9 protein-coding genes are annotated in these 11,665 nt (G+C 71.8%); 8 read left to right on the top strand and 1 reads right to left on the bottom strand.

Annotation, left to right across the window (positions count from 1 at the left end):
• The first annotated feature begins 74 nt into the window (after positions 1 to 74).
• From MicB006_RS14390 to MicB006_RS14355, 8 genes are all read left to right on the top strand, one after another.
• Positions 75 to 410 carry a DUF485 domain-containing protein gene (locus MicB006_RS14390; protein WP_116506710.1) on the top strand — a complete coding sequence of 112 codons (336 nt, stop codon included), beginning with the start codon at positions 75 to 77 and terminating at the stop codon, positions 408 to 410.
• Positions 407 to 2,086, top strand: a complete 1,680-nt coding sequence (locus MicB006_RS14385) for a cation acetate symporter (protein ID WP_116506708.1) — start codon at positions 407 to 409, stop codon at positions 2,084 to 2,086. The genes MicB006_RS14390 and MicB006_RS14385 overlap by 4 nt, the downstream gene beginning before the upstream one ends.
• Before the next feature lie 59 nt (positions 2,087 to 2,145).
• Complete coding sequence (locus MicB006_RS14380; protein ID WP_225980751.1) at positions 2,146 to 3,744, top strand: FAD-dependent monooxygenase; 1,599 nt, start codon at positions 2,146 to 2,148, stop codon at positions 3,742 to 3,744.
• Between the two features lie 133 nt (positions 3,745 to 3,877).
• A complete protein-coding gene (locus MicB006_RS14375; RefSeq protein ID WP_255419524.1) occupies positions 3,878 to 5,095 on the top strand; it encodes a 3-deoxy-7-phosphoheptulonate synthase in 1,218 nt (405 codons plus the stop codon).
• Positions 5,096 to 5,453: 358 nt separating this feature from the next.
• Positions 5,454 to 6,392 carry a ParB N-terminal domain-containing protein gene (locus tag MicB006_RS14370; protein ID WP_221453269.1) on the top strand — a complete coding sequence of 313 codons (939 nt, stop codon included), beginning with the start codon at positions 5,454 to 5,456 and terminating at the stop codon, positions 6,390 to 6,392.
• 181 nt (positions 6,393 to 6,573) lie between these two features.
• A complete protein-coding gene (locus MicB006_RS14365; RefSeq protein ID WP_225980750.1) occupies positions 6,574 to 8,055 on the top strand; it encodes a vanadium-dependent haloperoxidase in 1,482 nt (493 codons plus the stop codon).
• A gap of 107 nt (positions 8,056 to 8,162) precedes the next feature.
• Positions 8,163 to 8,501 carry a PadR family transcriptional regulator gene (locus MicB006_RS14360; protein ID WP_116506702.1) on the top strand — a complete coding sequence of 113 codons (339 nt, stop codon included), beginning with the start codon at positions 8,163 to 8,165 and terminating at the stop codon, positions 8,499 to 8,501.
• Positions 8,498 to 9,475, top strand: a complete 978-nt coding sequence (locus MicB006_RS14355; protein WP_192900239.1) for a DUF1700 domain-containing protein — start codon at positions 8,498 to 8,500, stop codon at positions 9,473 to 9,475. The genes MicB006_RS14360 and MicB006_RS14355 overlap by 4 nt, the downstream gene beginning before the upstream one ends.
• Positions 9,476 to 9,499: 24 nt before the next feature.
• Here the strand turns inward: MicB006_RS14355 and MicB006_RS14350 are convergent, their stop codons facing one another.
• Positions 9,500 to 11,491 (bottom strand): acyl-CoA dehydrogenase, encoded by a 1,992-nt coding sequence (locus tag MicB006_RS14350; RefSeq protein WP_116506700.1) that lies wholly within the window; start codon positions 11,489 to 11,491, stop codon positions 9,500 to 9,502.
• Positions 11,492 to 11,665: the final 174 nt, after the last annotated feature.

Raw genomic sequence — 11,665 nt, 5'->3', positions numbered from 1 at the left:
GTGAACGGTCGCCGAGACTGACGCCGCACCCATCTCCGCATCGTCTGCGACGTTCTCACCAGGGGGAGAGAGCAATGGACACGGCAGCTCCGGCAACGGACGGCGGTCGCTACCTCGCCGTCCATCACAGCGCAGAGTTCAGGGAACTACGGCGACGATCGAGCACGTTCACGCTCTGGGCCAGCGTCGCCTTCTTCGGCTGGTGGTTCCTCGGCAGCCTGCTCGCCACCTACGCGCCGGACTTCTTCCGGGAGAAGGTGGCCGGCCCGGTCAACGTGGGCCTGCTCTTCGTCTTCCTGTCGTTCGCCTTCGTGGTGACGCTCGCCGCCTTCTACCTGCGTTACGCCCGCACGCATCTCGATCCGCTCAGCGAGAAGATCCGTGCCGACCTGGAAGGAGCGGCCCGATGAGCGTCGTCCTCGCCGACCCGCCGCCCCCGGTCGACAACACGTGGGCGACGCCCGCGATCGCCGTGCCGGTCACCATCGTCCTCGCGCTCGCGGTGCTCTACCTGGTCCGGTCGGCGCGCGCCAGCACCACCACCGCGGACGGCTTCCTGCTGGCCGACCGGCGGATCGGGCCGGTGCAGAACGCGCTGGCGGTGGCCTCCGCGCCGCTGATGTACTCGACGATGTACATCATCACCGGCCACATCGCGCTCAGCGGCTACGACGCCATCTTGCTGATGACCGCCTTCACCATGGGCACCATGCTCGCGCTGTTCCTCTTCGCCGGGCCGGTGCGCAACGTGGGCGGCTACACGCTCGGTGACCTGCTCGCGGTCCGTACCCGGGAGCGGCCGGCGCGGATCGCGTCGGCGGTGCTCACGCTGCTGACGTACGTCATGCTGACGGTGATCATGATGGCCGCCATCGCGTTCATCTTCAACCGCTGGTTCGGCGTCGACGCCCTCGTCGGCCTGGTCCTCCCGGTGTTCGTCGTCGGCCTGATCACGGTCGGGTACGTGTACCTCGGCGGGATGCTCGGGGTCACCCGCATCCTGGTGTTCAAGCTGGTGCTGTCGGTGGTCGTGGTGGGCGTGCTGACCGCCTGGGTGCTGGCCCGCTTCGACCTGAACCTCTTCAGCCTGCTGGAGCGGGCCGAGGCGAACGCGGCGCCGGTGCCCAGCGGCAGCGATCTGCTGGGCCCGGGCCGGCTGTTCGGCGAGGGCGCGACCACGCTCGTGCACCTGTCGAAGCTGTTCGCCATCGCCGTCGGAGTGGCGGCCATTCCGTTCCTGTTCATGCGCAACTTCGCGGTGACCAGCGGGCGGGACGCGCGCCGGTCGACCGGGTGGGCGTCGATGATCATCGTCGGGTTCTACCTGTGCCTGTCCGTCGTCGGGCTGGGCGCCGTCGCGATCCTCGGCCGGGACAACATCGGCGTCATCAAGGCCCACCGCGACATCAGCTTCCCCAAGCTCGCCGACGAGCTCGGCGGTCCGGTGATGGTCGGCTCCCTGGCCGGCGTCGCGGTCCTGACGATCGTCGGCGTCTTCGCGCCGCTGCTGCACAGCGCCGTGACGACGGTGACCAAGGACCTGAACGTGATCCGCGGCCGGCGGCTGGATCCGGCCGCCGAGCTGCGGGACATCAAGCGCAACACCCTGATCATCGGCGTCGGCTCCGTGCTGCTGGCGGTCGTGATGCTGCCGGTACGGACCCACATCTTCATCCCGACCTCGATCGACATTGCCGGCGCGGTGGTCCTGCCGATCGTCGTCTACGCGTTGTTCTGGCGGCGCTTCAACACCCGCGGCCTGCAGTGGACGGTCTACGGCGGCCTCGCGCTCACCGCGTTCCTGGTGCTGTTCTCCAACGGTGTCTCGGGCGAGCCGGACGCCATCTTCCCGGACAGCAACTTCAAGTTCGTGGACGTCGAGCCCGCGCTGATCACGGTGCCGGTCGGCTTCCTGCTCGGCTACCTCGGCTCGATCACCAGCCGGGAGCGCGACGACGCCGCGTTCGCCGAAATGCAGGTCCGGTCCCTCACCGGAGCTGTCGTCACGGGACCGCCGCGGCCGGCCGCCGTGGACGACGAGGACCGCGACGGCCGCCAGGACCGGGCGCCCAGCCCGGTGAGCTGAACATCCGCAACGGTGTGGGGCGGCCCCCTCCGCCGCCCCACACCCCTCGGGAGGCAACTGTGGATCCGGTACCGGTTCTGGTCGTGGGCGCGGGCCCGGTCGGCATGGTCACCGCGCTGGCGCTCGCCCGTCACGGCGTCGCCTGCGTCCTCGTCGACCAGGGCTTCGAGACGTCGGTCCATCCCAAGCTGGACTACGTCAACGCCCGCAGCATGGAGTTCCTCCGCCAGTTCGGCCTCGCCGACGACGTCCGTGCCGCCGGCGTCGCGCCCGAGCACCGGGCCGACGTCATCTGGTCGACCGGACTGGCCGGTGAGCCGATCACCAGGTGGGGCCTGCCCTCGGTGACGCAGGAGTGGCGCCGCATCGCCGAGCACAACGACGGCACCCAGCCGGCCGAGCCCGGCCAGCGGATCTCCCAGATCGACCTGGAACCGGTCCTGCGGGCCCGCTGCCGGCGGGAGCCCCTTGTCGACCTGCGCCTCGGCGTGCGGTTCGACTCGCTGACCCAGGACGACGCGGGGGTCACCAGCGTCCTCGCCGACGACACCGGCGGCGAGGTCCGGGTGCGGTCGGAGTACGTGGTCGGGTGCGACGGCGCGTCGAGCCAGGTCCGCCGGGCCGTGGGCATCGGTGAGGAGGGCTTCGACGTGCCCGGCCTGCCGGGCGCCTTCATGGTGCACTTCACCAGCCGGGACCTGGACAGCCTGCACCGGCACGGCCGGTTCTGGCACTACTTCGCGTTCCGGTACGTGATCATCGCCCAGGACGAGGTCGACACCTGGACCGCGCACGTCAACGGCGTCGACCCGAACGAGTTCGACGAGCCGCCGGCCGACCCGGAGGCGTTCCTGCTCGACACGATCCGCACCGAGCTGCGGATCGACAAGGTGCTGCTCACCTCGCGCTGGCGTCCCGGCTTCATGCTCGCCGACAGGTACCGCGCCGGCCGGGTGCTGCTCGCCGGTGACTCGGCCCACCGGATGTTCCCCACCGGCGCGTACGGCATGAACACCGGCATCGGCGACGCCGTCGACGTGGCCTGGAAGCTGGCCGCTGTCGTCCGGGGCTTCGGCGGCCCCGCGCTGCTCGACAGCTACGACGCCGAACGCCGCCCGGTGGGACGGCGCAACATGCACACCTCGCACCGGCACCTGGGCGTGCACCTGCGGGCGGGCGAGCTCCTGCGCGGCGGCGCCCCGCTGCCGTCCGTCGCGGCCTTCCTCGACGCCGAGCGGGGCGAGAACGAGTACCGGGGGATCGAGCTCGGCTACCGCTACTCCGGCTCGCCGGTGCTCTGGCCGGAGGGACCGGGGGAGCCCCCGGACGACCCGCGGGCGTACACCCCGACGACCTGGCCCGGCGCCCGCCCGCCCAGCCTCCTGCTGAGCGACGGGCAGCAGATCTTCGACCGGTTCGACCCGGCCTCGTTCACCCTCGTGGACTTCACCGGTGACGGCTCCGCCGGTCCGCTGCTGGCGGCGGCGGCCGCGCGGGGGCTCCCGGTCACCCACACCGTGGTGACCGACCTCCGGGCTCGTGAGCTGTGGGAACGCGACCTGGTCCTGCTGCGGCCGGACCACCACGTCGCCTGGCGGGGAAACACCGCGCCGCCGGACCCCGACGCCGTGGTCCAGCGCGTACGGGGTGGCGGATAGGCGCGACGTGCCGTCACCGGCGGCCGGGTCACGCGCACACGCGACCGGCCGGTCCGGCTGACTCTCGACTGGAGGACAGATGCAGCAATCCGGTTCAACGGCGGAACGCAGCCCACTCGGGCCGTGGGAGGGCATGCCGGCGGTCCAGCAACCGGACTGGCAGGACCACCCGGCGTACGCGGAGACCTGTCAGGCGTTGGCGTCGGCCCCGCCGTTGGTCCCACCCGGGGAGGTACGGGGGTTCCGGCAGCTGTTGTCGGAGCTGGCGTCGACCGACGGGCTCCTGCTGCAGTTGGGCGACTGCGCCGAGAGCCTCTACGAGTGCACCCCCCGGCACACCTCGGACAAGATCGAGGTCATCGACCGGCTGGGGGACCGGCTCAGCGAGCTCACCGGGCGCAACGTGCTGCGGGTGGGCCGGATGGCCGGGCAGTTCGCCAAGCCCCGGTCGCAGGCGACGGAGTGGCACGACGCGCTGAGCATCCCCTCCTTCCGCGGCCACATGATCAATTCCGAGCTGGCCGCGCCCGGTACGCGCAAGGCCGACCCGCGCCGCATGTGGTGGGCGTACGAGGCGAGCGACCGGGTGCAGCGGGTCCTGCGCGCCCACCGGGAGGGCAACCGGCGTGCCGCGCGGGCCGAGGGGCCGTGGTCGAGCCACGAGGCCCTGGTCGTCGACTACGAGTCCCGCCTGATCCGCCGGGACCCGGACACGGGCGAGCACTACCTGGCGTCGACCCACCTGCCGTGGGTGGGGGAGCGGACCCGCCGGTCCGCCGAGGCGCACGTGGCCATGCTGTCCACGGTGGTGAACCCGGTCGGCTGCAAGATCGGGCCGGACGCCGACCCGGACGACGTCCTGCGGGTGTGCGAGGCGCTCGACCCGCGGCGCGACCCGGGCCGTCTCGTCCTGATCCCGCGGATGGGCCGGGACCGGATCCGGGAGTCCCTGCCGCCGATCGTCCGCGCGGTGGTGAACGCGGGGCACCCCGTGCTCTGGCTGAGCGATCCCATGCACGGCAACACCGTCAAGGCCTCGGTCGGCCTGAAGACGCGCCACCTCTCCGACGTGGTCACCGAGGCGCTGTGGTTCCGCGACATCCTCGACCAGCAGCGGCAGCACGCCGCCGGGCTGCACATCGAGGTCGCCGCCACCGACGTGACCGAGTGCGTCGGCGGTTCGGTGGCCGGCGAGGAGGACCTGGCGCGGCACTACACCTCGCTGTGCGACCCGCGGCTCAACCCGGGTCAGGCCACCGAGCTGATCGAAGCGTGGGCCAAGGACACCGCGACGGTCGGCCCGGGGCCGCGGCGCTCCGGCCCTTCGGCGCGGCCGGAGGTCGCCGCCTGACGTCGCCGGTCTTTGCGCCGGCCGTTTCCGAACTGCGGGAAAATTGACAGAAGGAGACCTGCCGGAGCAAATTCGGCCAGGCTAGCCGCGCCGTAGTTCGTCGTCCACTACTTGCGTGGGTAGTGTCAACTACCCGTGCCGGGACCGCCGGTGGTGTTGCTCAGCAGGAATCCCATCGCAATGATGTGTGAGAAGGCGTAATCCTTCGATCGGTGACGCGCGTACCTCATCCTATCCGCACTGAATCCTGTCTCAGCTGAAGCGAGTGTTTCCAATGTGGGGCAGCTCAAACACGCTGGAAGTGAAGGGCAACGACGAGAGATTCCCCCTGCCCGATGCAGCTACGGAGGATCGGTCTGTGCTTGGCGAGACGGTTCCGGTTTCCGCGCTGCTGCCCGGTGACTCCCCGCGGCTGGCGGGCGAGAACGTCGAGCACATCCGGCTGCTGGCCGCGATGCACGACCTCCCGCCGATCCTGGTGCAACGCGGCACGATGCGGGTGATCGACGGCATGCACCGGCTGCGGGCCGCCAAGCTGCGCGGCGACGAGACCGTGCGGGTGACGTTCTTCGACGGCGACGACGCCGCGGCGTTCCTGCTCTCGGTCGACGCCAACATCAAACACGGGCTGCCGTTGTCCCGCGCCGACCGGGAGGCCGCCGCCACCCGCATCCTGCGGTTGTATCCGCAGTGGTCGGACCGCGCCGTCGCCGCGGCGGCCGGGCTGTCACCGACCACGGCGAGCGGCATCCGGCGCCGCCTGCTGCAACCGGCGGCGCGGGAGGGCAGCCGGGTGGGACGGGACGGGCGGGTGCGCCCGCTGGACGGCTCGGCGGGCCGGCGGCGGGCCAGCGCGGTCATCGCGCTCCGGCCGGACGCGCCCCTGCGTGCCATCGCGCAGGAGGCCGGGGTGTCGGTGGGCACGGCGCGGGACGTGCGCGCCCGGTTGCAGGCGGGCCGGGACCCCGTCCTGACCCCGCAGCGACCGGCGGCCGAGCCCGAGCCGGCCGCCGACGACGGGCCGGAGGCGCGCAGACGCCGGCTCGGCCAGCCCTCCGCGCCGCCTGTCGACTGGCCGGCGGTACGGGGCAACCTGATCCGGGACCCCGCGGTGAAGTACGCCGAGCTGGGCCGGGCCTTCGTCCGCTGGGCCGACGGGCACGTGGTGGATCCGGCGGCCTGGCGCGAGTTCGTCGACGCCGTGCCGCCGTACTGGCGCAAATCGGTGGCCGAGCTGGCCCGTTCGTGCGCCAGCGCCTGGCTGGCGTTCGCCCAGGAACTGGAGGACCGGGCGTGAAAATGGCGGCCGGCATATTTACGGTGGTTGCCGACAGCGCGTCGCATTCCACTGTCGCGGCCACTACCCGATCGAGTAGTGGACCGGCTTGAATAACGCGCGTTAATGTTCCTTCGATCCGCTGCCCTCATTTTTCGGTGAGCACATTTTTGCGGCGGTCCAATGGAGAGGAGAATTCCCGGTGAACATTCTGAGGCGGCCGCGGAAACGGCATCTCGGGGGTGTCGCGGCCGTCGCCGCGGCGATCGCCCTGGTGGCGTCGCTGACAAACGGTGTGGCGGCTGCCCCGCAGGCGCCGACCTTCGACCTCGACAACGGGAACGCCCTGACCGACGTCATCTACCCGGCCCTCAACACCGAGCCGCGGGTCGAGTACAGCGGCCGGCCCGGGTCCTGGGCCGCGGACCGCGCCATGCTCATCGAACTGCCGTGGTTCGACGCCCTGGCGGCGTACCACCCCACCGCGGTCGGCATCTTCTCCACCATCGGCCGCCGTCCCGCCGAGGAGCACACGACGCGCAACAAGAACATCGCCGTCATCTACTCGGCCTACACCTCGCTCAGCAAGCTCTACCCCCAGCACGAGGCGACCTGGCAGCGGATGATGGCCACCGCCGGCCTGGACCCGGCCGTCACCGCGGAGGACCGGACCACCGCCAGCGGCATCGGCATCCTCGCCGCGAAGAACGCGATGGCGGCGCGCCGGAACGACGGCACGAACCGCGACGGCGACGCGGGCGGCCGTCGCTACAACCGTGAGCCGTACGCCGACTACACCGGCTACCGGCCGGTCAACAGCCCGTACGAGCTGCGCTTCCCGTCGCGCTGGCAGCCGAACACCATCTCCAAGCGTGAGGTCGTCCTGACGCAGGAGTTCGCGACGCCCCAGTTCGGCCGGGTCAAGCCGATCACCTTCGAGCGGCCCGAGCAGTTCCGGCTCGCCCCGCCGCCGAACCACCACCTGTTGAACCCGAAGGGCTACCGGAAGCAGGCCGACGAGGTGCTGCGCGCCTCGGCGGGCCTGGACGACCGCAAGAAGATGAGCGCGGAGATCTTCAGCGACAACATCACGCCGTACGGCGCCATCGCGCACACGCTCCTGCGGGGCCGGTACAACACCGAGGACTCCGTCCGGTTCATCGTGATGACTGACGTCGCCGGGTTCGACGTGGCGATCGCGTCCTGGTACTACATGCGCAAGTACGACTCGGTGCAGCCGTTCAGCGCGATCCGCCACCTGTACCCGAACAAGAAGCTGACCGCGTGGGGCGGCCCGGGCCGGGGCACCGTCAACGACATCACCGGCACCCAGTGGCGCAGCTACCTCAGCTCGGTCGCCATCGCGGCTCCGGATTACCCGTCGGTCAACGCGGCGGTCTGCGTCGCCTACGCCCAGGTCGCGCGCCGGTTCACCGGCACGGACAAGCTGACCGTCGTGATCCCGGTCCGCAAGGGCTCCTCGATCGTGGAACCGGGCGTGACCCCGGCCGCCGACATGATGCTCACCTGGAACAGCTACTCGGAGTGGGCCGCCGAGTGCGGGCAGAGCCGGGTCTGGGCCGGCGAGAACTTCCCCGCCTCGGTGGCGGCCGCCGACCAGTACGCGCCGCAGATCGGTGACCGTGCCTTCGACTTCGTCCAGAGCAAGCTGAACGGGCGCTGACGCCCGCGTACCGGTCCGTGCTGCCGGCCGCGCCCACGGGCGCGGCCGGCAGCACGCGTTCCGACCCCCTCGCAAGATGGCTTGTATAGCAAGGTATCTTGCGATGCATGGACGGGGCACGTGAGCGGATCACCACGAACATCCGCAAGGGCGTGCTGGAGTACTGCGTGCTCGCCCTGCTCTCGCGGCGCGACATGTACGGCCTGGAACTGGCCGACTGGCTCGCCGTCCGCGGTCTGACCGCGAGCGAGGGCAGCCTGTATCCGCTGCTCGCCCGCATGCGGCAGGCCGGCTCCGTGCAGACCCGGTGGGTGGCCCCCGAGCAGGGGCACGCCCGGCGGTACTACGCGATCACCGACCAGGGGCGGGCGCACCTGCGGGTGTTCGCGGCGGTGTGGCAGGAGATCCAGCCGCACGTGGATGAGCTGATGGGGGAGGAAGCATGAGCGACGACGGCCTCCCGGAGGCGGCGTGGACCTATCTGCGGGCGCTCGACGCGGAGTTGTCCGACGTCCCGTCCGGCACGGCGGAGGAGATCGTCGCGGATGTCCGCGCGCACATCGCCGACGCCCTCGACAGCGGACGGAGCGCCGACGAGATCCTCGCCGGCCTCGGCGCCGCGCGGGACGTGGCCCGGCAGGCGCGGGAGGAACTGGGGCTGCCGGCCCAGGACCGCCCGGCCCGGGCCGGGCGGACCCTGTCCCTGGTCGCGGTGGCGGTCGGCGTGCTGATCGCCGTGTGCGTGAGCTTCCTGCTGCCGTCCGCAGTGCCGGTGGAGCCGATCCAGGCCGATTCCGGCGAGCAGGGCGTCCTCCGCCGGCTCGGCCCGGGAATCGCGCTGCTCACGCTGCTGCCGGCGCTCGTCGCGGCCGCGCCGCTCGTGGCGCCCGCCCGGGCACGTGCCGGGGTACGGTTCGCCGGCGCGACGGTCCTGACGATGTTCGCCTGCGCGGCCGGCGAGACAGGCCTGTACTACTTCCCGCTCGCGCTGATGGCCTGGGCGGCGGCGATCGTGCCGTGGGCCCTGCGGCGCGGAGCCGGTGGACGGTGGTGGCGCTATCTGACCGGGGGATTCGTGGCGATGCCCGGCGTGCTGGTGGCGGTCGCGTCGGCGGGTGGCTCGGTCGGCGTCGGCTGGGTCGGCGCGGCGCTGTGGATCGCCGGGCCGCTCGCGGCCGGCGCGCTGTGCGCCTACGGGATCCGGGCCGGCTACGCCGTGACCGCGCTGGCCGGCGCGCTGGTCATGGCGCTCTCGATGGCCGAGCGCGGCTTCCTGTTCGCCGCCTTCTGGCTGTTCGGCGGCCTGTACCTGGCGCTCGGCGCCGCTGCGTACACCGCCTCGCGGGCCGTCGACGGCGACGCCGCCGCGACGCCCGGCCCGCCGGCCCGGCCGGAACCCGCGCCGGCCCCCGGAGGCTGACCCGGGGGCCGTGGCGCCGGCCGGCTAGGCGGGGACGGCCTGCGGGTCGCCGGCGGCGTCGTGCGCGGCCATCGTCTCCTGCCGGACGGGCTCCTCGCGCAGGATCGCCGCGTGCAGCCATGCGTCCGGGATGGCGAAGCCGTCCACGAGCGTGCGCATGTCCGGGCGCAGCTCCTTGAGCAGCCCGTTCACCACGCTGGTGATGGTCTTCGAGCGGGCCGGGGTGAGCCGCCCGTGCTCCAGCAGCCAGCCCTTGTTCGCCTCGATCACGCTGAGCGCGTACAGGTCGCAGACCCGGGACAGCAGTTCCTTGACCGCCGGGTCGGCGATGGCGTCGATCCCGGCGACGAACGCCTCCAGCGTCACCCGGTCGATGTGCGCGGCGGCGACGGCGAGGACGTGGTCCTGGACGTCGTTGAAGATGTCGAAGGGGCGGTCCTTCTTGGTGGACGCGCCACCGCGCAGGCGGCGGACCGCGCTGTCGAGCAGGTGCTCCTCGCGGTCCTCGAAGAGCTTGAGCTGCCAGCCCCGGTCGGTGACGGCGACCTCGTCGTCGCGCCCGGGCACGGCGCTGACCAGACGTGCGATCAGCGCCCGCGCGGCGGTGCGTTCCAGCACCATCTCGCGTACCTGCTCGGCCACGAAGGAGGCGCGTCCCCAGCCGTCGAGCGAGCCGAACTCGTCCCGGTAGCCGGTCAGCAGCCCCTTGGCGACCAGTTGCAGCAGCACCGTGTTGTCGCCCTCGAAGGTGGTGAAGACATCGGTGTCGGCCTTGAGGCTGGGCAGGCGGTTCTCGGACAGGTAGCCGGCGCCGCCACACGCCTCCCGGCAGATCTGGATGGTGCGGGTGGCGTGCCAGGTCTGCGCCGCCTTCAGACCGGCGGCCCGGGACTCCAGCTCCCGCTGCCGGTGCTCGTCAACCGGCCCGTCGCCGCCCTGGATCTCGTCGAGCGCCGCGACCAGCTCCGCCTGGGCGAAGGTCAGCGCGTACGTGGTGGCCAGCGCGGGCAGCAGCTTGCGCTGGTGCGCCAGGTAGTCGTTGAGCAGCACCTCGCGGTCGCCGTCGGCGTCGGCGAACTGCCGGCGGATGTCGCCGTAGCGCACCGCGATGGCCAGCGCCGACTTGGTGGCCGCCGACGCGGCGCCGCCCACGCTCACCCGGCCCCGGACCAGGGTGCCCAGCATGGTGAAGAAGCGCCGGGAGTCGTTCTCGATCGGGCTGGAGTACGTGCCGTCCTCGGCGACCTGCGCGTACTGGTCCAGCAGCATGTCCCGCGGCACCCGCACGTGGTCGAAGCTGAGCCGCCCGTTGTCCACGCCGAGCAGGCCGGCCTTGGGCCCGGCGTCGCCGATGGTCACGCCGGGCATCGGCTTGCCGTGCTCGTCGCGGATCGGCACCAGCCAGGCGTGCACCCCGTGGCGGCGCCCGCCGGTGACGAGCTGGGCGAACACCACAGCCATCCGCCCGTCCCGGGCCGCGTTGCCGATGTAGTCCTTGCGCGCGGCCTCGTGCGGGGTGTGCAGGTCGAAGGTCTGCGTCTGCGGGTCGTAGACGCAGGTGGTGCGCAGTTGCTGCACGTCCGAGCCGTGGCCGGTCTCGGTCATCGCGAAGCAGCCGAAGAGCCGGCCCGCGACGATGTCCCGCAGGTAGGCGTCGTGGTGCCGCTTCGTGCCGAGGGCGGCGACCGCGCCGCCGAACAGGCCCCACTGCACGCCGGCCTTCACCATCAGTGACAGGTCCACCTGGGCCAGCATCTCGGTGGCGACGATCGAGGCGCCCACGTCGCCGCGGCCGCCGTACTCGGCGGGGAAACCGGAGGCGATGCCCAGCTCGACGGGGAGTTCGGACAGGAGCCGGGTGATGCGCTCGCGGGCCTGGTCACCGGTCTCGCCGTACACCGGGAGGAAGCGTTCGTCGAGATGTTCGCGGTGCGCCCGGCGGACCTCGGCCCACCGGCCGTCGAGCGCTTCCCGCAGGCGTGTGATGTCGATGCGGCCGGATGCGTGATCGAGCATTGTCACTCCTCGGGGCAGCGGACATTTGCGTATACTCTCGGCCTGATCAACATTACCGGCGGTGATCGCACCCCGCTGGCGGAGCGCGTGGTGAGCCCGGCCACCCCCGGCGGTTCGGCCACCCGTGAAGCTGAGGTTAGGCTGTCCTCACTTCACAGCACTGGAGGCATCCCC

The organism is Micromonospora sp. B006 (genome assembly GCF_003408515.1).
Taxonomy (GTDB): Bacteria; Actinomycetota; Actinomycetes; order Mycobacteriales; family Micromonosporaceae; genus Micromonospora; species Micromonospora echinospora_A.
Note: the sequence above shows the minus strand (reverse complement) of the source record. Positions and strands in the feature narration are given on the sequence as shown.

Bases quoted from the DNA above. Each gene is read 5' to 3' on its own strand.
- MicB006_RS14390 (WP_116506710.1), top strand. From the start codon at position 75: ATGGACACGGCAGCTCCGGCAACGGACGGCGGTCGCTACCTCGCCGTC.
- MicB006_RS14355 (WP_192900239.1), top strand. From the start codon at position 8,498: ATGAGCGACGACGGCCTCCCGGAGGCGGCGTGGACCTATCTGCGGGCG.
- MicB006_RS14385 (WP_116506708.1), top strand. From the start codon at position 407: ATGAGCGTCGTCCTCGCCGACCCGCCGCCCCCGGTCGACAACACGTGG.
- MicB006_RS14375 (WP_255419524.1), top strand. From the start codon at position 3,878: ATGCCGGCGGTCCAGCAACCGGACTGGCAGGACCACCCGGCGTACGCG.
- MicB006_RS14350 (WP_116506700.1), bottom strand. From the start codon at position 11,491: ATGCTCGATCACGCATCCGGCCGCATCGACATCACACGCCTGCGGGAA.
- MicB006_RS14360 (WP_116506702.1), top strand. From the start codon at position 8,163: ATGGACGGGGCACGTGAGCGGATCACCACGAACATCCGCAAGGGCGTG.